The organism is Arthrobacter sp. NamB2 (assembly GCF_005281365.1).
GTDB lineage: Bacteria > Actinomycetota > Actinomycetes > Actinomycetales > Micrococcaceae > Arthrobacter_D.
Genome location: NZ_SZWI01000001.1, coordinates 395,954 through 419,859, shown reverse-complemented (window position 1 = coordinate 419,859; position 23,906 = coordinate 395,954). Strand labels below are relative to the sequence as shown.

The following is a 23,906-nucleotide window of genomic DNA, read 5'->3' as shown; positions in this document are numbered from 1 at the left end:
GGCTGGTGCGTTGCTGTGACAAACCCCTCATCCACAGGGCCAATTGAAGCTGTAAAACCCTTGTTTACCGGTTGGTAACGTGACAGCCTTAAATGCAGTGCAAACCCGGGGGCCGAAGTCGGCCCCTTTACTATGAGCCCCCTCGTGAATGTTTTCACAAATCACGAGAAGCGAGGCTAGAGGAGAATGTGATCACCATGGATTGGCGTAGTCGCGCAGCCTGTCTGGACAAGGACCCGGAGCTGTTCTTTCCGGTCGGCAACACCGGGCCGGCGCTTCTTCAGATCGAAGAGGCCAAGAGCGTGTGCCGTCGCTGCCAGGTGCAGGATACCTGTCTGCAGTGGGCCATCGAATCCGGACAGGACGCTGGAGTATGGGGCGGACTGAGTGAGGATGAGCGCCGCGCGCTCAAGCGCCGGGCTGCAAGGGCCCGCCGCGCTTCCTGACGAAGGCCGGTACAGACACCAGGCACGCATCGAGAGGTCGGATCCCAGTTCCGGCGCAATGACGAAGGGCCGCCCATGGGCGGCCCTTCGTCGTTCGGCCCCTGTCCGGGCCCCGCTCAGCTCGACTGGTTCACATGCAAACCAAGCTCGAGCGTGACCGACGTGCCGCCGCCCGGCCGGGTGCTCCACTCGATCGTTCCCCCGAGTTCGCTCGTCACCAGGGTCCGGACGATCTGCAGACCGAGGCCTTCGGCGTGACCTCCGGCAGGTAGCCCGACCCCGTCGTCAGCAATCGTGACACGGAGTATCTCCTCGCCGTCGGCCTCCGTCCGCCGGTTGGCCATCAACCAGACTGTTCCGGTTCTGCCCGACAATCCGTGCTCGACGGCGTTCGTCACCAGCTCGTTGATCACCAGGGCCAATGGAGTCGCAAGATCGCTCGGCAACTCCCCGAAGTCTCCACTGCGCTCCGTGCGCACGGCTTGTGCGGGCGACGCCACTTCCGCGGACAACCGGAACTGTCGAGAGATCAGTTCATCGAAGTCGACGCTCTGCGCGAGGCCCTGCGAGAGCGTCTCATGCACCAGTGCGATGGTGGACACCCGGCGCATCGCCTGCTCCAGCCCGAGCTTGCCTTCCTCGCTGACCATCCTGCGCGATTGCATCCGGAGCAGTGCGGCCACTGTCTGCAAGTTGTTCTTCACCCGATGGTGGATCTCACGGATGGTCGCGTCCTTCGAAACGAGCTCCATCTCGCGACGCCGGAGTTCGGACACGTCCCTGCAGAGCACGAGCGCGCCGAACCGTTCCTTCTCATCGCGCAGGGGGATGGCCCGCAGCGAGAGGCTGACGCCCCGCGATCCGATTTCGGTGCGCCAGGGCATGCGTCCCGTGACGACCAGTGGCAGTGTCTCATCGACCATCCGTCGATCCTTCAGGAGTGCCGTCGTGATCTCGGCCAGCGGACGCCCTTCGAGGGTTTCGACGTCTCCGAGCCGCCGGAAGGCCGACACACCGTTCGGGCTCGCATACTGCACGATCCCGTCGACATCCAGGCGGATCAAGCCGTCTCCTACACGAGGAGCCCCCCTGCGGGAGCCCGTCGGCGTCGCGAAGTCCGGCCACAGTCCCAGCGTCCCCATGCGCAGAAGATCGTAGGCACACTGCCGGTAGGTCAACTCCAACCGGGACGGCATTCGTGAACTCGAAAGGTCCATATGCGTCGTCACGACGGCGAGAGTCCGCCCGTTACGCACCATGGGTACCGCCTCGACGCGCATCGCCATCTCAGTGGTCCAGTTCGTCTCACCGGACCGCTCGATCTTCTGGGAGGCCCATGCGAGATCGACGAGTGGCTGCAGGTCCGCGCGGATACGTTCTCCGACGAAGTCGCTATGGAACACGGTGTGCGACGTCGACGGCCGGGCATGGGCGAGCGCCACATAGCCACCACCATCCAGCGGGAACCACAGCGCAAGGTCAGCGAAGGCCAGGTCCGCCACCATCTGCCAGTCCCCCACCAGAAGGTGGAGCCACTCGGCGTCGCCGGGTTCGAACCCGGCGTACTCGCGGATGGGATCAGTGAAGATAGCCATGAAATCTCTCTGTAGCTCGGCAGCGACTCGTCGGCATGGCATGCACGCTCCGGACAGACCGGACCACGGGCGCAATGCCACCAGGTCCAGTCTGTCACCCTCGCCCCTGGGTCGGGAGACAGCAGCGGCCCGGCGCTACCGCACGATGGACCGCAGGAGCCGCAGTGCCACCGACAGGGAGGAGATGTCGTCCTGCTCCAGTTGATTCACCTCGGCGAACATGTTGCTGGCCCGTTGCAGCTGGTCCGCGTTCTGCTCCTGCCATGCCAGCAGTCGCGCGCCGGCGTCACGGTCCTTCAGCTCGCGGGAGGCACGCATGACCGCCACCGTGATGTCGGCCACCGTGGAGTAGAGATCATCACGCAGGGCCGCCCGCGCCAGCGCCTGCCAGCGATCCGTTCTCGGGAGCTTGGTGATCCGCTCGAGCAGGTTGTCCACCTCGAACCTGTCGTACACCGCGTAGTACACCTTCGCGATGTTCTCGACCGGCTCGTCCACCCTGCGAGTGCTGTACGCGATATCGAGCAGGGCGAAGGACTCGAACTGCTCGGCCCAGTGCCTGCCGAGCTCCTCCGGAAGCTGCCAGGCCTTCGCTGTCTCCATCGCATCCTGGGCACGCTCGAGGTCGCAGCCGCGCAGGTACTCGGACAGACGAGCCCGGAAGGGGGCGACGAGCGGCTTGAAAGCGGCGATGTCCTCATCGACCGATGTCCCCGGCTCGACGTGATGCACGAACCAGCGGACTGCCCGATCCAGGAGCCGACGCAGATCCAGGTGGACCGTCGTCCAGCGATCGGTCGGGAAACCGGCCGGAAGCGCAGCGAGGGTCTCGACGGTCTCGTCCAGCGAGTAGATCTCCCGCAGTGCCACGAAGGCACGCGCGACGACGGGCTCGGGAACCGAGGTCTCCTCCATGACCCTGAAGGCGAACGTGATACCCCCGAGGTTGATGATGTCGTTGGCGATGACGGTCGATATGATCTCCCGCCTCAGAGGATGCGTGTCGAGCAGGTCATCGAACCGCTCGACGAGCTGCTGCGGAAAGTAACGGCGGAGGGTCCCACTGAAGTACGGATCGTCCGCGAGGCTGCTGGCGGACAGGACCCGGGTCAGCTCGATCTTCGCGTAGGCCGCGAGCACCGACAGTTCCGGCGATGTGAGTCCCTGTCCGGCATCGATCCTTCGCCGTAGCTCGGCGGTCGTGGGCAGCGCCTCGAGGTTCCGGTCGAGGTCACCCTTCTTCTCCAGCCAGTCCATCATCCGCTCGTAGCTGGGACTCCACTCGACCACTCTCTGGCGGTCGTTGAGCAGGAGCACGTTCTGATCGATGTTGTCCTGCAGCACGAGGCGTCCGACCTCGTCGGTCATCGAGTGCAGGAACTCGGACCGTTCCTCGGGCTGCAGCCGCCCTGCCCGGACCATCCGGTCGACGAAGATCTTGATGTTCACCTCGTGGTCCGAGCAGTCCACACCGGCGCTGTTGTCGATCGCGTCGGTGTTGAGAATGACCCCGGACAGGGCAGCCTCGACGCGGCCCCGCTGCGTCATTCCGAGGTTGCCGCCCTCGCCGACGACACGCGCGCGCAGTTCGTTCCCGTTCACGCGGATGGAATCGTTCGCACGGTCTCCGACTTCGGCGTTCGACTCGGCCGTAGCCTTGACATACGTGCCGATGCCACCGTTGTAGAGCAGGTCTGCCGGCGCGCGCAGAATGGCCCGAAGCATCTCCGGCGGACTCAGCTTGGTGACGTCGGCCTCGAGACCGAGTGCCTCGCGCACTTCGGGCGATACCGGGATGGACTTCGCCTGCCGTGGGTATACCCCGCCGCCCTTGCTGATGAGCGAGCTGTCGTAATCCTCCCAGCTGGACCTCGGCAGCTCGAAGAGGCGCCGCCGCTCTGCGAACGACGTCGCTGCGTCGGGGTTCGGATCGAGGAAGATGTGTCGGTGGTCGAAAGCCGCCAGCAGGCGGATGTGCTCAGCCAGCAGCATGCCGTTCCCGAAGACGTCGCCGCTCATGTCACCGACACCGACGACGGTGAAGTCATCGGTCTGCGTGTCGACGTTGAACTCGCTGAAATGCCGCTTGACGGACTCCCATGCACCCCGAGCGGTGATTCCCATGGCCTTGTGGTCGTAGCCCACGGACCCACCGGAGGCGAAGGCATCCCCGAGCCAGAAGCCGTACTCGGCGGAGAGCTCATTGGCGATATCGGAGAATGACGCCGTTCCCTTGTCCGCGGCCACGACCAGGTAGGTGTCGTCGTCGTCGTGCCGGACGACGCGGTCTGGCGGCACCACCGACTCGGTGGTGCCGTTCGTGGTGACATTGTCCGTGATATCGAGTAGACCCCGGATGAAGGTCCGGTAACTGGCCTGCCCCTCGGTGAGCCATGCCTGGCGGTCGACGGCCGGGTCCGGGAGCTTTTTTGCGAAAAAGCCGCCTTTTGCTCCGGTCGGCACGATCACGGCGTTCTTCACGGTCTGCGCCTTCACCAGACCCAGTATCTCCGTACGGAAGTCCTCCCGCCGGTCCGACCAACGCAATCCCCCGCGCGCGACCTTGCCGAAGCGGAGGTGGACACCCTCGATCTGGGGCGAATACACCCAGATCTCGAACTTCGGGCGGGGAAAGGGTGCGCCGTCGATGCGCGACGTGTCGAACTTGAAGCTGACGTGGCGCTTGTCCTGGAAGTAGTTCGTCCGAAGTGTCGCCTCGATGAGGTTGGCGAACGTGCGCAGCACCCGGTCGGCGTCGAGGGTCGGTACTCCCTCGAGTCCCTCGTCGAGCGCAGTACGGGCCGCTGCCGAGGCCTCTGCGCGGTCGCCCTCGAGGTCCGGGTCGAATCGCGCCGAGAAGAGCGCGACGAGCGCACGGCTGACCGCGGGGTTCCTCAGCAGGGTGTCCGCGACAAAGCCGTAGGAATTCGTGTTCCCCATCTGTCGCATGTACTTGGCGTAGGCACGAAGAATCAGCACCTGGCGCCAGCCGAGCTCCTCCCGCAGGACGAGCCGGTCGAATGGATCCGATTCACTGTTACCGACGACTGCGGCCCGGAAGGCATCCTGCAGCAGCGACGCCGTCGCGAGGGGCTCGATCCCTTTCGGGTACTTCAGGCCCAGGTCGTACAGGAAGAAGGAACGATCGTCGGCACGCGTGATCTCGAAAGGCCGCTCGTCGAGCACCTCGAGCCCCAGATTGTGGAAGTACGGAAGGATCTGCGTGAGGCTCTTCGCCCCGGTCAGGTAGAGCTTGAGGCGGGCGTCCTCCGCACCATCCGCTTCCTTCCGCTCAGGCACGTAGACGTGCAGCTGCGGCACTCCTGCACCCGCCGCGGCGAGCTGTTCGAACCGGGCGATGTCCTCCAGGGCATCCTCGACCTCGTAGTCGACGCGGTAGCTGGGAGGAAAGGACTCGGCCCAGAGCCTGGCCAGGCGCTGTGCCGTATCCTGCTCGAACCTCTGTTGCGCGACTTCCACGATGCCCTCTGACCACGAGCGCGCCGCGCGCACCAGGCGTTCTTCGAGCTGCACCGCATCTACGGCAGGGATTTCCGCGCCTTTCTGAAGCCTGATGCGGAAGAACAGTCGCGCGAGGGCCGACTCGCTCATCCGCGCCTCGAAGTCGATCGAATCGGCGTTCAGCGCCGTCCGCAACTCCTCCTCGATACGCAGCCGCACGCTCGTCGTGTATCGGTCGCGCGGCAGGTAGACGAGAGCGGACATGAAACGTCCGTAGACGTCGGGACGCAGGAACAGCCGGGTGCGTCGTCGCTCCTGCAGCCTGAGGATTCCGAGCGCCGTGGTCACGAGATCGGAGACCTCGATCTGGAACAGTTCGTCACGCGGGTAGGTCTCGAGGATGGACAACAGGTCTTTCCCGGAGTGCGAGTCGGAGGGGAACCCGCAGCGGCGCAGCACCTCTGTGACCTTGTCCCGTACCAGGGGCACGTTGCGGACAGAACCCGTGTAGGCACTCGTCGCGAAGAGTCCGATGAAGCGGCGCTCGCCACTGACATTCCCCTGGGCGTCGAACGTCTTGACGCCGATGTAGTCGAGGTAGGCGGCGCGGTGCACGGTCGAGCGGGAGTTCGCCTTCGTGATGACGAGGACGCGACGCTCGCGGGCCTTCGCCCGCCCCGCTGCTGTGAGCTGCTGCAGGTGACCTCCACCGCTGCCGTGCCTCAGCAGACCGAGGCCGCTGCCTTCGCGCACGAGGAGGGCATCACCACCGTGCTCATCCGTCACGAGGTCGTATTCCTTGTACCCCAGGAAGGTGAAGTTGCCGTTGTCGAGCCACTGCAGGAGTTCCTGCGCCTGCCACAGGTCGGGAATGTCCTCGGCACCGGCGATGGACCCGAGGGAAGCCTCGATGGAACGAACCGTGTCCCGCATGGCCGGCCAGTCCTCGACCGCCGAACGGACGTCACGCAGCACCCGCTGGAGACCGTCGATGACCGACTGCTTCGCCTGGCTGTCCGGGAGGCGCGTGATCTCGACCGAGATCCAGGACTCGATATGCGCAGTGCGACCCGTCTGACCGACGAGAGCACCGATGTCGGGCAGCGCCGCGGTGTCTCCACTGGAGGCGCCGGCCGTCGACGGCACTCGCTTGAGGGCTGCGAGGGCGTGGGACTCGTCCTCACGCAACGCCAGGAACGTCGGATGGACCACCAGCTGGATCGCGGCGTTCTGGCGCACCAGCTCAGCAGTCACGGAATCGACGAGGAAGGGCATGTCATCCGTGACGATCATGACCACGCTCGACGCACCCTGGTCCATGATTCCGACCACCGCTGTCCCCGGTTCACGCGCTTCCGCCAGGTCGCGGTGAGCGAACGCCCGCTGGCGCAGGTCCGTCCGGAGATACCCCAGGGCATCCTCGCGGGCGAGGTGCTCGAAGTAGTGCTCTACGAAATCCTCCCGTGAAGTGTCCGAGCTTGACTGATCCGTTGTCCTGGATCGAGACGACATGGGGAGGGCCTCCGTAACGAAATGAAAGGCCGCTCCATTGCGACCTCTTACCGTGGAAGCCTAGCCTTGTTGCCTGAAAACTTCACGTTGCGCAGGCGCACCACAGGGGCACGACGACGCCGTTCGCCGCCGGGTACCTCGGCGAGCTCGGCGATGGCGAGTCGAAGTGGGGAAGCAGGCGCTGTCTCAAGTAGGGCGCTACCCGCCAGGAGGGCCTGATCGGCGGCAGCGAAGTCAGCGGGCAGGAAGGCGGCGATGCCCGCCGTGGGGCCGAAACGCTCCCATGCCTCGCGTAGCTGGGCCTCGGGCGAGCGACCGACAGCAGCGGCCCGCACCTTGTTGAACACAACGCGCGCCGCGGCTGTGGGGATGGCGTCGGAAAGAGCGCTGAGTGCCTTGACCATACGCGGCACACCGATAGCGTCCGCCCCGCCCACAGCGATGACGGAGTCTGCTGCCTCCAGGCACGTCAGCGTGGCACCATTGCGGCGCGGCGCAAGGGTGTCGAAACTCAGTTCCTCATCGGCTTCGAGGCAGAAGCCACAGTCCACGATAATGACCTCGGCGAGGGAACGAGCGGCAGCCAGTACCTGGCGGAGCGCAGCCGGTCGCAGTTCCGGCCAGCGGTCCGCCCTCGTGATGCCGGTGAGCACACGGAGCCGCCCGCCCTTCAGCGCGACGCTCACCGCTACCCGCTCCAGTGCCTCAAATCCGAATTCACCCTGGTCAGCGAGACGGCAGGCATGTGCAAGCCCAGCCGATTCGTCCAGGAGTCCGAGCGAAGCACCGATGCTCGCTCCGTAGGTGTCAGCGTCGACGAGCAGGACGGATGCTCCCGCTGCCGCCAGTTCCGCGGCGATGTTGACGGCCACGGTAGTGCGGCCTGGCGCGCCGACCGGTCCCCACACCGCGGTGATGCGCCCTTTTCCTGGATCCTGACTGCTCTGAGCCGGTGCTGGAACGGCAGGCTCAGGCAGGACCATAGGATCCGCATAGGCCAGGGAGCCGCGCTCGTGGGCAGCCATGGAGTCGAACCGTTCAACCGCGCGTGAAACTGCCTCCGCCAGTCCCGCAGGCTCGATCGACGACTCTACGTACTCGATCCCGACAATGCCGGCCGTGCGCCCCCCGGAATCGCTGTCGGCCAGTGCAACCACCACGACGCCCGCGAATCGGAGCCTGTCCACCATGGACGCCGAGATCTCGGCGTCAGGATCGACGATCGCGGCGCGGGCAATACCCGTCTGGCAGGCGGCGACCAGCTCCGGCAACTGCTCACACCTGCGCACGACAGTCACCGGCCCACGAAGTTGCTCGAGGCCTGGCACGTAGGCACTCGCCACCGCTCCGAGGGTGATCACGGGAATGCTCACGAACCTGCACCCGGGTTCAGCACGACGGCTATGTGGGCGTCATTCGAAAGAGCATTGAGCAGCTCGGGCATCGCGTCATCATCGACGAGGACCTGTACCAACGTCGAGTCACTCGCTCCGAGTGCGGATTCCCCTACCGTCAGTTCAGCGACCTCGGCCGCCTCCAAGAGCAATCGTGGTTGCTCGAAGGTGTTGGTATCGGCGCGCAGGGAAACCCAGACATCGACGCGATCGCCTGCCGTCGTTCCCGTGGGCAGTGGATCGTCGACGGTTAGGCCGACCGGTTTCCGGTCGAGGCCGTCGGCGCTTCCGACGGCGGCCGCCGGTATCAGTTCACCCTCCGTGATCAACCTCGTTGCCACCGCATCGGCGGGCACACCCCCTGAGACCGGCAGGTATGCATCCGCCGAATCGCCGAGGCGCACGGGGACGCGGGTGAAGTCCTCAGGAGACAGGGCAGACCCGACGGCGATATCCGCGCGCGCGGAGTACACCTCGGTCGTGGTGTTCTGACTCTCCAGCAGCGCGATCGTGCCTGCGGTCGAAGCGAGCACCAGCAGCAGGCCGATGAGGAGACGTGGATCCTTCCACGAAGGCTTCCTCAGCCGCGGCGCCTCGCCTGGCGGCTGCGCCGCTCGCATATCCGAACTCACTGTCGTCCCCCATAAGACCTGCGCCACCCTGAGCGGGCAACACTCCCGCGGCAATTCTCATGCACAGCTCGCACTAAGGGAACCGGCTGGCCACAAACCGGGACAAAGTGTGGATATCACCTGCAAACGACGGGCTGGGTGGCAGACTGGATTCGAGCAACACAGATCAGGAAGGGCGGACCCGTGGCCGAGCGGCGATTTCTCACTCTCGCGGATGTCGGAGAGGTGCTGAACATCAGCTCGTCACAGACGTACGCGCTCGTACGGTCCGGGGAGCTACCCGCAATACAGGTCGGTGGTCGCGGTCAGTGGCGCGTGGAGACGCGGGTGCTCGAGGAATACATTGCCAAGGCCTACGAGAGAACTGCCTCCGCGCTGAGGAACGAGTCGGAGAGCACTCCCCTCCTCTGACCGGCACCGATGAAGCACCTCTGACCGGCACTGATCAATCACGGGGACGCCTTCGGTCACTCCAGCGGAACTGCTGAGTCGACCGTGTCGATCGAAGCGAACGGCACAGTCAGTACTTCCCGGACGCTGCCCGTGCGTCGCTCATCGCCCGCTGCTACCGAACCGAGCTCCAGGAAGTCGGCGCCGACCCGATCCACGACCCCGGAACAGCGAGTCGCGGGGAGTCCCAGCCAGAGCGACACCTGTGCGCGGTCACGAGACAGCTCCCGCAGGACCGACCCCAGGCCGAGCCTCGCCTGAACTCCGGATAGCGGTTGACCCACCTCGCGCCGCAGCCCCCGCAGCACCTGGATGGAAGCCAGCGGAACGATCACCGTACGGTTCTCGACTCCCATCGCGATCCACTGCGATCCGACGTGAGCCAGAGCGCCGAAGAGTGACCGGCCGCCTCTCGTGACCACCCCGAGCGGATTTCCACGCTGCCCGTCAAGACGCTGGACGAGCGTGAGGCGCGACTGCTCCGAGCGCGTCCGTTCCCTGATCTCGCTCTCCTCTTCATCCGAAGACATCGATCGCAACTGCGATTCGAGATCGTTGAAGAGGGATTCCCATCGCACCTGCTCAACGTAGAACCTGCAGGCGGACAGGTCAACACGATCCAAATGCACAGGGGGCCGCCGGGTATGTACAAACGGTGTCAAAATGCATCAAACTAACTCAAAGAGGAGGTAGTCGCTATGAGAAGCTCGGATGCACTACAGGCGGGTCTGGTTCTGGCCTGCGGGATCGTGATGACGGTGGCGGGCCATGTTCTGACTCACACGCAAACGTCCGGAGGCGTGCGGGGACTGGACCACCTCCTCGGCGTGATTCTGTCGATCGTCGGTGTCGTTTTGACCGTGTTGTGGCTTCTCGCCCTGGCCGCCGCCCTTGTCGCCGGATGCCTCCAGCAAGGAGGTCGGCTGACCGCTGCCCGGTTCACCGGCGGGTGGACGCCTGCAGTCATGCGCCGCCTGGCCGCAGCGCTGCTCGGCGTCAACCTGCTGGCGGTGCCGGCGATGGCCAATGCGGCTCCTCAGACGCCCGGCGCCGGTGCCGCCTCCGCTGCTGCTGCTGCTGCTGCTGCTGCTGCTGCTGCCACCAGCTCTACCGTGAGCCATGCTGCGCCGCGAGCATTTTACGAATCTATTGCAGTACAGCCCGGAAGCGCGGGCGGAACCACTGCAGGCGCACCCGCTTCTCCGTATTGGTCACCACGGCTCGCCGAGGCGGGGAGTGCGGAGGGCCAAGAGTCACCGACGAGCCACCCTGTGTCGCCGGACGAGACGCACAGCGAGGCGCCGAACGAATCGCCGAACGTATCGCCCGACGTGTCACCGGCATGGGAGCCCGCCCCGGTGCCGCCTGATGGCGGGCTCCTGGTGCGGCCCGAGGCCAGGAAGACCGTGGACGTGCGGGAGGTGGTCGTCGGCCCGGGCGATTCCCTGTGGTCCATCGCGGCACAGCATCTGGGCCCACTGGCTACCGCAGCCGACGTGGCAGAAGCATGGCCCGCCTGGTATCAGGCGAATCGCAGCACGATCGGTGAGGATGCCTCCCTCCTTGTTCCGGGACAGCTCCTACGCGCGCCCACCCACTGAACCGAGTTCCCGGGCTGCGGTCCGATTCCTCATCCTTCGACCATGCACCAGCGCGGAGACGACTCCTCGCGCCCATCCGTCGCTCCGACGCGCACCTCTCAGTCGCTGGCCGAGCGCTGCCCGAGCGCTCGCCCAGCACCCAGCCAACACCTCAGCGCCTCAGCACCTCCGGCACCTATCCAGCACCAGGAAGGAATCGCATGTCCTCCGTAACCCAGCTTCGCCGCAACGCAACCGCCCGTCTCGCCGAGGTCAGCGGAGCCCCTCGCCCAGTCCTTACCCCGACAGCACGGGCGGTGGCTTCCGAGCCTGCACAGGTCATCCCGCTTCGCTCCGGGTCCGGCCTTTCCGGCGTGACCGACGAGCCGACGGGTCCCACCGAGGCGCTGGGACAGCAGGCGCCGGCAGCCTCCGAGCAACTCCGTGGCGCTCCCTCGGCGAGGACGGACGAGGCGAGCTCCTTGCGCATCTCCGGCATAGCCCGGTCGGTCACTCAAGGCGCACTCGAAGTCCTGGCCGGCACGAGGCCGCTGCAACAGATGGCGCGTTGGCTGGATCCCGAGAACTATGAGCGGCTTCAGCTCCGCGCCAACCTCGTGCGCTGCATCGACGCACCGGAGCTCCCGCGCGGGAAACCCCGCACGACAGCACACCGTCACGTCGTCGTCCGCTCCGCCCGCGTGTGCCCCGTCAGCCCGGGTGTCTACGAGGCATCGGTCGTCGCCTACGACCAGAAACGCATCCGCGCCGTCGCTCTTCGTATCGAGCAACGGCGCGGAGCATGGCGTGTGACGGCCCTTGAGATCGGCTGACTACTTCTTCTTGGCTTTCCTGCCGGTCGCCGGTACCGCCTGCGACTTGTCCCGCTCCACATGCACCTCTGCGTCACCCTGAGCGTTCGGGGCCGTGAAGTTCAGCGTGGCAGGCTTCGCGGGCGCGTCGAGTCCGGCCGCCTTGATGGTGGGCGCCTGGACGATCCCCCGCCCGTCGGTCACACCCGGAAGACCCGTCTGGGCCGGCGCCGAGACCTCGACCTCCAGATTGAACAGGTAGCCGATGCTCTCCTCACGAATGGACTCCATCATCGCCTGGAACAGAATGAAGCCTTCCCGCTGGTACTCGACGAGCGGGTCCCGTTGCGCCATGGCCCGAAGCCCGATGCCCTCCTTGAGGTAGTCCATCTCGTACAGGTGCTCCTGCCACTTCCTGCCGATGACCGAGAGAACCACTCGGCGCTCCAGCTCGCGCATCGTCTGCTCGCCGAGAGCCTCCTCTCGGGCCTGGTACGCAAGCTTGGCATCGGACAAGATCTCATCGTGCAGGAAGTCCCTGGTCAGCTTGGACTTGCCGCCTGCCTCCTCGATCACTTCGTCTGCCGTCAGCGTGATCGGGTACAGCGTCTTGAGATTCGTCCACAGGAGCTCGTAGTCCCAATCGTCGCCGTGGCCCTGTTGCGTGGCCTCGTCGACCATTGCGGTGATGACGTCCTCTAGGAAGAACTGCACCTTCTCCTTGAGGTCGCCGCCCTCGAGGATCCTGCGACGATCGCCGTAGATGGCCTCGCGCTGGCGGTTGAGGACGTCGTCGTACTTCAGCACGTTCTTGCGCTGCTCTGCGTTCCGGCCTTCGACCTGGCCCTGCGCGTTCTCGATCGCCTTGGATACCAGCTTCGATTCCAGCGCCACGTCGTCGGGCATGGTCGCACTGTTCATGATGCGCTCGGCGCCACCTGAGTTGAACAGCCGCATCAGATCGTCAGTCAGCGAGAGGTAGAAACGCGATCGGCCGGGATCGCCCTGGCGTCCGGAGCGCCCCCGCAGCTGGTTGTCGATGCGCCGCGATTCGTGCCGCTCGGTGCCGAGTACGTACAGGCCTCCGAGGTCGCGGACTTCCTCCTGCTCGGCCTTGACGGCTTCCCTCGCCGCCTCGAGAGCTTCAGGCCACCTGGCCTCGTACTCCTCGGGGTTGTCCGCCGGATCGAGACCCGCCTTCTCCAGTGCCGCGACTGCGTTGAACTCCGCGTTGCCTCCGAGCATGATGTCGGTACCTCGACCGGCCATGTTCGTTGCAACGGTGACCGCGCCCTTGCGTCCGGCCTGCGCGATGATCGCTGCTTCCCGTGCATGGTTCTTCGCGTTCAGCACCTCGTGGCGTACCCCGGCCTTGGCCAGCTGCTTCGACAGGTACTCGCTCTTCTCGACGCTCGTGGTGCCGACGAGGACTGGCTGGCCCGTCTCGTGACGCTCGACGATATCCTTCACGACGGCGTCGAATTTGGCGACCTCGTTCTTGTAGATGAGGTCGGAGAGGTCCTGGCGGGCCATCTCCTTGTTCGTGGGGATGGGAACGACGCCGAGCTTGTAGGTCGACATGAACTCGGCGGCCTCCGTCTCGGCGGTACCGGTCATGCCCGAGAGCTTCCCGTACAGGCGGAAGTAGTTCTGCAGCGTGACGGTGGCGAGAGTCTGGTTCTCGGCCTTGATCTCGACACCCTCCTTCGCCTCGATGGCCTGGTGCATGCCCTCGTTGTATCGACGGCCCGCGAGGATGCGCCCCGTGTGCTCGTCGACGATCATGACCTCGCCGTTGAGTACCACGTAGTCCTTGTCCCGCTTGAACAGCTCCTTGGCCTTGATGGCATTGTTAAGGAAGCCGATGAGCGGGGTGTTGGCGGACTCATAGAGGTTGTGGATGCCGAGGTAGTCCTCGACCTTCTCGATCCCGTCCTCGAGTACGCCTACGGTGCGCTTCTTCTCGTCCACCTCGTAGTCGCTATCGGGAGAGAGCTTCTGCACGACCTTTGCGAACTCGTTGTACCAGCGATTGACATCGCCAGAGGCCTGGCCGCTGATGATGAGCGGAGTACGGGCCTCGTCGATGAGGATCGAATCGACCTCGTCGACGATCGCGAAGTTGTGGCCGCGCTGGACGAGTTCGGCTGCGCTCCACGCCATGTTGTCGCGCAGGTAGTCGAAGCCGAACTCGTTGTTCGTGCCATAGGTGATGTCTGCGGCGTACTGCTCGCGACGCGTCGCGGGATCCTGCTTCGAGAGGATGCAGCCGCTCGTGAGTCCGAGGAAGCGGTACACGCGGCCCATGAGGTCCGACTGGTATTCGGCCAGGTAGTCGTTGACGGTCACGACATGGACGCCCTTGCCGGTCAGGGCATTCAGGTAGGCGGGCGCTGTCGCGACGAGCGTCTTTCCCTCACCCGTCTTCATCTCGGCGATGTTTCCGAGGTGAAGGGCCGCGCCGCCCATGAGCTGCACGTCGAAGTGGCGTAGGCCCAATGTTCTGCTCGACGCCTCGCGCACGGCCGCGAAGGCTTCGGGGAGGAGTTCGTCGAGCGTCGCGCCGTCTGCGTAGCGCTGCTTCAGCCGATCGGTTTCGCCACGCAGCTCTGCGTCGGACATCTCGCGGAACTCGTCCTCGAGGACGTTGATCGCGTCGGCGTAGTTGCGGAGTCGCTTCAGTGTCTTCTTATCGCCGGTGCGAAGTACTCGTTCAAGAAGTGATGGCACTGGTATCTGCTCCCAATCTGATGCTGCCCAAAGATGGCGTGTCTAGTCTACGTCGACGTTCGGGCCCCCCGTTCGGTTCCCTGCGGCACAGGAGCAACGACGCGGAACTCCGTGTCCGCTCAGACTAGCCTGCCGACCTCCGGAGCGAGCGCCGACGCGAGGTTTCCCCGCTCCTCGACGACGACGTCGGCCAGGCCGAGCCAGCCGGCGAGGAGCCGGAGTTCGTCCGCGAGTTCGGCGGCGGTATCTGCTGGCGCCCCGGGTTCTGCGTGGCTGGCCCGCACGATGAGTCGGCCGGCGGCGCGGTCCGCCTTGAGGTCCACCCGCGCGACGATCGAATCCCGGAGGAGGAACGGAAGGACGTAGTAGCCGTGGATGCGCCGCTCTGCCGGGGTGTAGATCTCGATGCGGTAGTGGACGTCGAAGAGCCTGTGCAGGCGGTCCCGGTCGAAGACGAGCGAGTCGAACGGGCTCAGCAGGGCCCTGCCACGTGCTTTGCGCGGCAACACCGCCGACGGATGCAGATACCAGGGCTCGATCCCGTCGTCGACGATCGCCGTTTCCAGGCGTCCGACTGCGACGAGGCCGTCGAGCGCGGCCCTGGTCTCGCGCACCGGGGTTCGGAAGTAGTCGGCAATGGATCGGGCGGGTGCGACGCCGAGGGCGCCCGCCGCGCGCTCGGCCAGTACGGCGAGAGCCTCCGTCGTGTCCGTGTGGCCGAGGGCCAGGGCGGCGCCGGGCAGCACGTCGCCTATGGGCGCGTAGAGCCGCTCGAACTGGGCCGTACGGCCCGCCGACCCTACCTCACCCCGGGCGAAGAGGTCCTCGAGGATGCGCTTCGAGGCCGTCCACCGCCAGCCCCACCCTTCGGCGGGGCGCTCGGCGCCACCGCCGAGCATCGCCTGGACGCTCGACGCCGTCAGGGGCCGGCCGCGCTCGAGGAGCTCCAGGATCGATGCCTCGAGCGGTCCGCGCAGCTCTGCAGGAACACCCGACGCACCCATCCAGGTGCGGCGCTGCCACACGCGCAGGTGCGGGAACAGCTCGGGAGGCACAAGGCTCGCCTCGTGCGCCCAGTACTCGACCAACCGGCGCGGCGCCTTCGAGTACAACGCATTGAGATCCGCCCGATCATAGGAACCGAGTCGGGAGAACAGGGGCAGGTAGTGGGACCGGACGAGGACGTTGACCGAATCGATCTGGAGAAGCTGCAGCCGCTGCACCGCGGCATTGACGGCGCGGCGCGAACTCGCCGCCGCGAGGCGGGGGCGGTGCAACCCTTGGGCGGCGAGGACGATGCGCCTGGCCTGGGCGGTGGTGAAAGACGGCAAGACGCTCCTGCGCGGAACTGCCTCCGCACCCTGTGCGGAGGCAGTTCCTGGTGTAGGGGTTGAACGTCCGGTGGAGACCGGCGTCGTGAACTCGCTAGGCGGTGGCTGCTTCCTTGGCCCGGTAGGCCAGGAGTTCCTCGTGGGGTTCCTCCGTACCCTCGGCACATTTCGAGTCGAGGGTGATGACGCCGTAGGTCCATCCCTGTCGGCGGTAGACCACCGACGGGGCTCCCGTCGCGGAATCGACGAAGAGGTAGAAGTCGTGCCCGACGAGTTCCATGTTGTCCACGGCATCGTCCAGGCTCATCGGTATGCCCGAGAAGACCTTTCGGCGGATCAGGACAGGAGAGTCCCCGGCCGGGACGTCATCGGCCGAGGAGTAGGCATCGATTTCCTCGGGCTGGTTCTCCGGCTCATGCGAGGTCGGCTCGATGGTCGGCGTCTCGAGGTAGATCGGCTGGGCCGGGTCTGCGGGTTCGAGGTCTGCCGTGGCGACCGCGACGGCGACTGGTGTGTGCCGGCCGTGGTGGACCTTCCGCCGGTCACGAGCACGGCGCAGTCGCTCGAGGAGTTTCCCGTAGGCGAGGTCGAACGCGGCGAACTTGTCGGCCGCCGACGCTTCGGCGCGGATGACCGGGCCCTTGCACAGCACTGTCAACTCAACCGTGAGGGAGGTGTCCGCCGCGCGCGCACTGGCTTCCTTGGTGATCTTCGCGTCGACCCTCTGCACCTTGTCGCCGAGCTGCTCTATCTTGTCGATCTTCTCCGTCGCGTACTCACGGAAACGATCCGATACCGCCAGGTTGCGGCCGTTGATCACAAACTCCATGGTGCCCTCCACATCGCTAGGTGACACGACGGCGACCGGGCTGTCTGCTGAGCCACCGCCGACGGGTACGTGTCGTCACTGTGTGGTACCCGTACTTCACGGTAGATCACCCCTGTCCTTTATTCATCCCTTGGCGCTCCGAAATCTCCGGTAGTTCACTGGACGTCCGGAGGGGTGCCCGACCCGTGTCGTGTGCCCGCGTACCCGTCGCAGCGGCACCCCTTCCTGCAGGGGCGGCCGTTGCCGCGATGACGACGGCACCGAGGACCCGGGCGCCACTGGCGACCAGGACACGGTGCACCTCGGCGATGGTCGCTCCCGTCGTCAGGACGTCGTCGACGATGAGGCAGTCCCTGCCGGCGACGGCGGGCCGCGCTCGTGGGGACGGCTCCATCGAGTGCAGGACGTTCATACGGCGGCGGCGGCGTCCGAGTCCCTTCTGCCCGCCGCCGACGGCGGAGAAGGCCGCTGCGAGAGCGGTTCGGGCCCCCGAGGCTCCTCCCCCGCACCCGACTGCGGATGCCAGGCGGGCCGGCAGCGGACGATGCCGAACGGCGGGAACGAGCTCAGTGCCTGCGGGAAGGTGCCCGCTGCGCTTGAGCCGGGACAGGAGCAGCATCAGAGGATCGTAGCCGCGCCGCCGACGGGACGACGCCCTGGTGGGCACGGGGACGACCAGGACGGATTCTGCACCGGTGCGTCCGGTGCGGAATGCGGGGACTGCGTGATGCAGGGCCCCGACCAGAGCTGCTGCGACGGGCGGAGCCAGATCGACGTGGCCATGGTTCTTGTAGGCCAGCAGGACCACCGAGACGGCTCGTCCGTACCGGCCGGCCGCGATCACCGGCAGGGGGCCGTAGGGCGCTTCGCGGGACCCGGTCGGGTACCCGGCGTCCGCGGTGGTTCCGCGGAGGAGGTCGCCTGCCGTCCGCTCGACGTCGGGCAACGATTCAGCCTCGGTCTCTGCATGGAAGGGCCGCGCCGTCGCTGCTCGGAAGAGGGCCGAGCACTCCTGGCACAAGGACGTGTCCCAGGCTCCACAGATCACGCACGAACAGGGCATGACGAGAGCGCCGAAGGCAGCGAGCGCATCGGTCAGCCGCTGAAAGCTCCGGCTGAAGACGACGTCGTCGAGGAAGAACGCGAGGTTGGCACGGATCACCCGCTCAGCGGACCACGGGAGAGCTCGGACTCGGGTGGACGCGGGAGCTATGTGGACATCCCTATCCGGGGAAGGCGGGATCCCTGACGTCGAGCTGCTCGTCGACCCAGCTGTTGCCGATGCGCTTGTAGAGCGTCGTTCCGGCCTGCGCATAGAAGGTGTCCTCGGCGTCGGAGCCCGCGCTGATCGCGAGCACGCCGTCCAGGGCGGCCATCTCCTCCTGTTCGCCGTCGAGCTGCAGGATCACGGGAGTCGCCTCCTCGTTCGCTCCGGTGGACGAGGCCGCGATCGTACTCTGGCCGGCCCACACGGCCGTGTCGATGGCCCCTGTCGTCGGCAGTGCGAGGGGCGTGGTGAGGGACTGCGGAGCGCCTTCGGCGGAGCGCGTGATGCCCGCAAGCAGCACCTCGCTCGTGCCATCACGATCCGTGACGACCAGCGCACGGGAGCCGTCCCGGGAAACACGCAGTTCCTTCACGTTCCGGTCTCCCAGCCAACCCGCTGCCAGCACGGACGCGTTGGCCTCCGTTCCTCCGGGTGGGATCGCGAGGACCTCGCTGCGGCCCTCGGTGACCCTGCTCGTCCAGACCCAGTTCTCGGGGTCGAAGGACGGCTGCGTCAGCGCGTTGCCCCTGACGACGTCGCGGGCCTCGCTGCCGGGCGCCGTGACATAGAGCGCGGTCGCGTCCGCGTTCAGGAAGGCGTAGGCGCTGCCGGAGACCGACGTCGCCGGATCGCGAGGTGCGACGTCGGCGAGGGGCGCCAGTCCCTCGATCGGGACGATGGCGCCGTTCCGCACCCGCACCAGTTCACCCTGCGCGACGGCGACCTGTTCGCCCCCGACGTCGGGGGTCAGCTCGGGCACCACCAGCTCCGGCGAAGGGGCCCCGAGCTCGATGCGCTGGCCACTGGTCATCTCGACCGAGGTGACGTCGTTCAGGCCCAGGAGGTTGACCTGCAGTTGCTGGTCCATCTGCTGCAGCCCAAGATCCGTGGCGTTCTTGAGTATCTCGGAGGAGAGCTCGACGGACGCCGTACCGGACGTGATGGGCACGGAATCCCTGGCGAGCGTCACGCCCTCGGGGAAGGCGCTGGTCACCGACCCCTGGAGGTAGGGCGCAGGACCGGCGAGCATGGCACTGACGATCCTCGCCGTCACGCCGGTCCTGCGAACGAACCAGCGGGCGTCGGGCACCCAGAAGCGATAGTTGCTGCTGTAGAAGTACAGGCTGTGCGAGATCAGGAGGTCCTGCGCAGCGCTCTGGGCGATCATGATGCCGTCGGGCACCTCCGCTATCCGCCACTCCCCGTTGACCTGCTCCATCCGGACGCCGAGGGTCTCCGTCGCGGGAACTGCACTGTCGGTCCGCAATCCGCGCGCGTCGACCGTGCCCGTCGTCTCGAGCTGGATCTGGTACACCCCCTCGGTCTCGCGCTTCTCCACCCGCGGGTCCGACCGGAACAGGACGATGCGTTCCTCGGGCTTCCAGGTCTGCGCCAGATCCCGGGTGAGGAACTGGCGAGCGACGCTGTAACCGTCCCCCGCACCTGTGCCCGCCGTGATGAAGTCCCGAAGGATACGCTCGGGTGCGGCACCGGGCGCGGGACCCTCCGGCGAGAAGGCGGGCGCGTCGGCGTCGGCCTCCCCCTGCGCAGCCGGGATCACGCCGACCGGCCCTTTCTCGGGTATGGCCGAACACCCCGTGAGGACCACGAGGCAGACCGCGAGGAGTGCGGCGAGGACCGACGTCAGTGACCCGCGGAGGGAGGCGTGATGCCTGCCCTGAGCACGCGCCGTCGAACTACTGCGTCGCATCGCTGCCCCTCCTGTCGGCTCCGGTGTCGGTACCGGCAGTGCTTCGGGTGTCGGTTCCGGTAGTGCTTCGGGTGTCGGTCCACGCGTGCGGCGTCGCGTCCTGCCCGGAGAGCACAGCCGTACGTGCAGTGGACGACGGCGGCAGTGGCAGGGGCGACGACGTCAGGTCCGCACCCTGGTGCCGTGGCAGCGTCAGGCGGAAGCACGCTCCCTCACCGGGCATCCCCCAGGCTTCCAGCCACGCGCCGTGGAGCCGGGCATCCTCCGTCGCGATCGACAGTCCCAGACCGCTGCCACCCGTGGTGCGGGCACGCGCTGGATCAGCCCGCCAGAACCGGTCGAAGACGCGGGAGGCCTCCTCCGGCGTCATGCCGATGCCCTGGTCGCACACCGCGACGGCGGCAGCTTCCGGACTGCAGGCGATATGGATGTCCACGGGTCGTCCCTCCCCGTGCTCGAGGGCGTTGACGATCAGGTTGCGGAGAATCCGGTCGATCCGCCGGGCATCGGCGTCGACGATGCAGCGCGCCTCACCGGACACGACGCGCAGTTCCGATCCGAGCCGCTCCGCGAGGGGTCGGGCCCCGTCGATCGCGTGCGTCACGAGCTGCACGAGATCCACCGATTCCGCTTCCAGCACCGCCGCGCCGGCATCGAACCGGGAGATCTCCAGGAGGTCCGCGAGGAGTGCCTGGAAACGTTCGACCTGGTCGAAGAGGATCTCCGCGGATCGTTTGTTGACCGGGTTGAACTCCTCCCGGGCGTCGTGCAGGACCTCCGCGGCCATGCGGACGGTGGTCAGGGGCGTCCTCAGCTCGTGGGACACATCCGACACGAAACGCTGCTGCATCTGGGACAGCTGCGCGAGCTGGGTGATCTGGTCCTGCAGGCTGCCCGCCATGTGGTTGAACGACGCGCCGAGGCGAGCGACCTCGTCCTCGCCGGTGACCTCCATGCGTTCCTGCAACTGGCCCGATGCGAGCTTCTCGGACACGGACGCGGCGTAGCTGACCGGCCGCACGACACTTCGGGTGACGTACCAGGCGATCGCGCCGATCACGAGCAGCAGCACGAGGCCCACCAGCCAGAGCACTCCGTGGATGTAGTCCAGCGTGGACTGCATCGAGGACAGGTCGTAGTACACGTACAGCGCGTAGGGGCTGCGCTCGGGCGGGAGTGTCACCTGGGTCCCGAAGGCGATTCCCGGCGCGTCCTGCTCCCCGGTCTGCGTCACCGGGATGGTGATCGGCGCCCAGTAGATGTCCTGGCCGGCGGCCACGGCAGCCTGCAGGTCGTCCGGGAGCATGCCCTCCGTGACACCCTCCTGGCTGACGGTGGTCGGGATGATCAGGCCCTCACCTCCCGAGATGGACATCAGGATGGCCTGCCGGGGCGCTTCCGTCTCGTTCCCCACGAGTGCGTTCACGGAGTCCAGGACCAACCGGTTGGTGGTGTTGCGGTCCGTTGCGGAGGAGTCCCTGAACACTGCTTTCGTGGACGTCAACGCGCGGCCGGCCTCCGCGCTGAACTGGTCGAAACGCTCCTCGTACAGCGCGCTGGCGATCTGGTTGGACAGGACCCCCCCGACGGCCACGAAGGAAACGGACGTGAGCAGCATCGTCGCGACGACCGTGCGGAACTGGAGGGACCGGCGCCAGTGACTCGGCACCTCACGCATCAGGGTCCGGACCCGCACGACCACGAAGTGCAGCCGCGCTCCTAACGAGCCGGGCCGATGACGGCTCTCCGCCGGTGTTCCGCCGGTCGCCTGTGGTGCCTGGTCGCCGTCGGCGGCTACGACTTCGGCCACGACGACGCCGGACGCATCGGGGGCGCGGACGTCGGCGCCCTCCGCATCAGCCCTGTCCGGCTTTGTAGCCGACACCACGCACCGTCAGGACGATCTCGGGTGCTTCGGGGTCGCGCTCGATCTTGGAGCGGAGCCGCTGCACATGGACGTTGACCAGCCGGGTATCGGCCGCGTGGCGATACCCCCAGACCTGCTCGAGCAGCAGTTCGCGGGTGAAGACCTGCCAGGGCTTCCGGGCGAGGGCGACCAGCAGGTCGAACTCCAGCGGCGTCAGGGAGACCCGCTCGTTCCCCCGCGTGACCTCGTGCCCGGCGACGTCGATGCTCACCTCTCCGATACGCAGCGTCTCGGGAGCCTTCGAGTCGGCCGGACGGAGCCTTGCGCGCACCCGGGCCACGAGTTCGGCCGGCTTGAAGGGCTTCGGGACGTAGTCGTCGGCCCCCGACTCGAGTCCGCGCACGATGTCCGAGGTGTCCGACTTGGCGGTGAGCATCACGATCGGGACGTCGGACTCGCTGCGGATCTGCCGGCACACCTCGATGCCGTCCATGCCCGGGAGCATGAGGTCCAGCAGGACGAGGTCCGGATGGCTCGTACGGAAGACGCCGAGCGCTGCGGCACCGTCGGCGCAGAACACGGGGTCGAAGCCGTCGTTGCGGAGGACGATGCCGATCATTTCGGAAAGAGCCTGGTCGTCGTCGACGACCAGTATGCGAGCCTTCATACCCCAATACTGTCCCATCGTGCCCGCAAAGTCCCACCAGCCCCACCACGTATGGCACGGGAGGGGCAGCACGCACAGCTGCGCGACTGCCCGGAAAGGCGGTAGGCCTCACTATGATGCAGGGGGGACGCTGCTGGTATGCCTCCCGGAGTACCGACCGAGGGGACGCTATGAGTGATCAGGTGAATGGTCAGCCGGACGACAGGGCGACGCCCGACGGGGAGCTTGCCGGCGCAGCACCGTGGCAGTCGCCCGGCCCGCAGAACCCGCCCATCAACCCCTATGACACAGCCCGGCCCAGCCGTCCTGCCGAGTTCAATCCCTGGGAACAGCCCGATCGCCGGCCTCATGAGGCCGACCCGGCGAGGCCCGGCGACTACTTCGGCAGCCACGGCGCGAACCAGGGCCCTGCGCTCCCCCCGGGTGCGATCCCGCCGCCACCCTCCGGCCAGCAGAACCAGGGCTGGGGCTGGGACTCGACGTATCCGCCCCACGGGCAAGGATCCGGCGGCTTTCCCGGTGGCGGCGCCTTCGGTGCTGGTCCCTACGGTGCTGGTCCCTACGGTGCAGCCCCCCAGTACCAGGCCCCGCCGAAGCCGGGTGTCATTCCACTGCGCCCGCTGGGTCTCGGGGAGATCCTCGACGGCGCGTTCCAGGCCTGCCGCAGGAATCCCCTCGCGACCTTCGGTATCGCCGTCCTCCTCCAGGCGGTGGTGGCCCTCGTGACCGTCCTGCTCATCGGTAACGTCCTGTCCTCCTTCGAGGTGTTCGAGGCGCGGAATCCGACCCCCGACAGCATCATCGGCGCTTTCGCCAGCCTGGGCGTCTTCGCCTCGGTCGCAGGTGTCGTGTCCGCTGTCGCGTTGCTCGTCCTGCAGGGCATCCTCGTCATCCCGATCGCACGCGCCGTCATCAACCAGAGGACGTCCTTCGGACAGGCATGGCGGCTCGCGCGCCCGCGCTTCCTCTCCCTGCTCGGGTTTGGCCTCCTGTCCTTCGTGGCCGGCCTCGTGGGCCTCGTACTCCTCGTCGGGATCTCGACGCTGGCGATCCTGGGCCTCGACGAGTACTCGGTGGTGGTCATCCTCCCGCTCGTGATCGGCGCCGTCGTGCTCATGGTCTGGGTGACCGTCAAGCTCGTCGTAGCGCCGGCGGCCCTGATGCTGGAGGGCACCGGGCCATGGACCTCCGTCAAGCGTTCGTGGCTGCTGACCCGAGGCAACTGGTGGCGGACGTTCGGCATCGTGCTGCTGACGAGCATCATCGTCTCCATCATCGCGTCGGTCATCTCCACGCCGCTCACCTTCGCCGTGTCACTCATCTTCGGATTCAGCTCGACGTCGTCCACCGCGCCAGATGCCCTGGCTTCGCTGCCGATCCTCGTCGCGACCCAAGCGATCACCGCCCTGTTCACCGCCATCGGTTACGCCTTCCAGGCGGGCGTGACATCACTGCTGTACGTCGACCTCCGCATCCGCCGCGAAGGCTTCGACGTCGTGCTCATGCGTGAACACGAGCAGGCCGCGTCCGGACGGACGGACGTCCTCCCGGGCGGCACCGCCTCGTTCGGACACCGACCGGACGACGTCGGCTGATGCCGCACCACCCTGCCGACGGATCA

17 protein-coding genes are annotated in these 23,906 nt (G+C 66.7%); 5 read left to right on the top strand and 12 right to left on the bottom strand.

The features are described 5' to 3' along the window. Positions 1-197: 197 nt before the first annotated feature. Positions 198-446, top strand: coding sequence for a WhiB family transcriptional regulator (locus FDK12_RS01940; protein ID WP_055769355.1), 249 nt, complete (start codon positions 198-200; stop codon positions 444-446). 116 nt (positions 447-562) lie between these two features. Here the strand turns inward: FDK12_RS01940 and FDK12_RS01935 are convergent, their stop codons facing one another. The 4 genes from FDK12_RS01935 to FDK12_RS01920 all read right to left on the bottom strand — a co-directional run bounded on the left by FDK12_RS01935 (position 563) and on the right by FDK12_RS01920 (position 9,041). After that, a complete protein-coding gene (locus FDK12_RS01935) occupies positions 563-2,041 on the bottom strand; it encodes a sensor histidine kinase (protein WP_104117069.1) in 1,479 nt (492 codons plus the stop codon). 135 nt (positions 2,042-2,176) lie between these two features. Beyond that, positions 2,177-7,015 carry an NAD-glutamate dehydrogenase gene (locus FDK12_RS01930; protein ID WP_137367963.1) on the bottom strand — a complete coding sequence of 1,613 codons (4,839 nt, stop codon included), beginning with the start codon at positions 7,013-7,015 and terminating at the stop codon, positions 2,177-2,179. 47 nt (positions 7,016-7,062) lie between these two features. Next, entirely contained in the window at positions 7,063-8,388 is a 1,326-nt protein-coding gene (locus FDK12_RS01925) for a CpaE family protein (protein ID WP_137367962.1), read from the bottom strand. Then, positions 8,385-9,041, bottom strand: a complete 657-nt coding sequence (locus FDK12_RS01920) for a hypothetical protein (RefSeq protein WP_223263025.1) — start codon at positions 9,039-9,041, stop codon at positions 8,385-8,387. Before FDK12_RS01920 ends, FDK12_RS01925 begins: the two co-directional genes overlap by 4 nt. Positions 9,042-9,224: 183 nt before the next feature. Here FDK12_RS01920 and FDK12_RS01915 point away from each other — a divergent pair, with 183 nt between their 5' ends. Further along, positions 9,225-9,452, top strand: a complete 228-nt coding sequence (locus FDK12_RS01915; RefSeq protein WP_104117073.1) for a helix-turn-helix domain-containing protein — start codon at positions 9,225-9,227, stop codon at positions 9,450-9,452. 56 nt (positions 9,453-9,508) lie between these two features. Here FDK12_RS01915 and FDK12_RS01910 read toward each other — a convergent pair whose 3' ends face one another. Continuing rightward, entirely contained in the window at positions 9,509-10,069 is a 561-nt protein-coding gene (locus tag FDK12_RS01910; RefSeq protein WP_137367961.1) for a hypothetical protein, read from the bottom strand. 222 nt (positions 10,070-10,291) lie between these two features. Here FDK12_RS01910 and FDK12_RS01905 point away from each other — a divergent pair, with 222 nt between their 5' ends. Both FDK12_RS01905 and FDK12_RS15155 read left to right on the top strand, forming a co-directional pair. Then, positions 10,292-11,092, top strand: coding sequence for a LysM peptidoglycan-binding domain-containing protein (locus FDK12_RS01905; protein ID WP_137367960.1), 801 nt, complete (start codon positions 10,292-10,294; stop codon positions 11,090-11,092). A 200-nt stretch (positions 11,093-11,292) separates the two neighbouring features. Further along, a complete protein-coding gene (locus FDK12_RS15155) occupies positions 11,293-11,904 on the top strand; it encodes an Rv3235 family protein (protein WP_223263024.1) in 612 nt (203 codons plus the stop codon). On the opposite strand, the gene secA is transcribed toward FDK12_RS15155, so the two are convergent. The 7 genes from secA to mtrA all read right to left on the bottom strand — a co-directional run bounded on the left by secA (position 11,905) and on the right by mtrA (position 22,285). Continuing rightward, positions 11,905-14,613, bottom strand: coding sequence for a preprotein translocase subunit SecA (secA, locus tag FDK12_RS01895; RefSeq protein ID WP_137367959.1), 2,709 nt, complete (start codon positions 14,611-14,613; stop codon positions 11,905-11,907). It lies immediately after the preceding gene. Positions 14,614-14,732: 119 nt separating this feature from the next. Then, positions 14,733-15,944: a winged helix-turn-helix domain-containing protein gene (locus FDK12_RS01890; protein WP_137367958.1), complete on the bottom strand. Its 1,212-nt coding sequence runs from the start codon at positions 15,942-15,944 to the stop codon at positions 14,733-14,735. A 94-nt stretch (positions 15,945-16,038) separates the two neighbouring features. After that, positions 16,039-16,773 carry a ribosome hibernation-promoting factor, HPF/YfiA family gene (hpf, locus tag FDK12_RS01885; protein WP_137367957.1) on the bottom strand — a complete coding sequence of 245 codons (735 nt, stop codon included), beginning with the start codon at positions 16,771-16,773 and terminating at the stop codon, positions 16,039-16,041. 106 nt (positions 16,774-16,879) lie between these two features. Beyond that, on the bottom strand, positions 16,880-17,935 hold the full coding sequence (locus FDK12_RS01880; RefSeq protein WP_189636232.1) for a ComF family protein: 1,056 nt from the start codon (positions 17,933-17,935) through the stop codon (positions 16,880-16,882). A gap of 61 nt (positions 17,936-17,996) precedes the next feature. Further along, positions 17,997-19,751 carry an LpqB family beta-propeller domain-containing protein gene (locus FDK12_RS01875; RefSeq protein ID WP_137367955.1) on the bottom strand — a complete coding sequence of 585 codons (1,755 nt, stop codon included), beginning with the start codon at positions 19,749-19,751 and terminating at the stop codon, positions 17,997-17,999. After that, positions 19,738-21,636, bottom strand: a complete 1,899-nt coding sequence (gene mtrB, locus FDK12_RS01870; RefSeq protein ID WP_223263023.1) for an MtrAB system histidine kinase MtrB — start codon at positions 21,634-21,636, stop codon at positions 19,738-19,740. The genes FDK12_RS01875 and mtrB overlap by 14 nt, the downstream gene beginning before the upstream one ends. Continuing rightward, positions 21,608-22,285 carry an MtrAB system response regulator MtrA gene (gene mtrA / locus FDK12_RS01865; protein WP_104117081.1) on the bottom strand — a complete coding sequence of 226 codons (678 nt, stop codon included), beginning with the start codon at positions 22,283-22,285 and terminating at the stop codon, positions 21,608-21,610. Before mtrA ends, mtrB begins: the two co-directional genes overlap by 29 nt. Positions 22,286-22,455: 170 nt before the next feature. Between mtrA and FDK12_RS01860 the strand changes: the two genes are divergently transcribed. Further along, on the top strand, positions 22,456-23,880 hold the full coding sequence (locus FDK12_RS01860; protein WP_137367954.1) for a hypothetical protein: 1,425 nt from the start codon (positions 22,456-22,458) through the stop codon (positions 23,878-23,880). Positions 23,881-23,906: the final 26 nt, after the last annotated feature.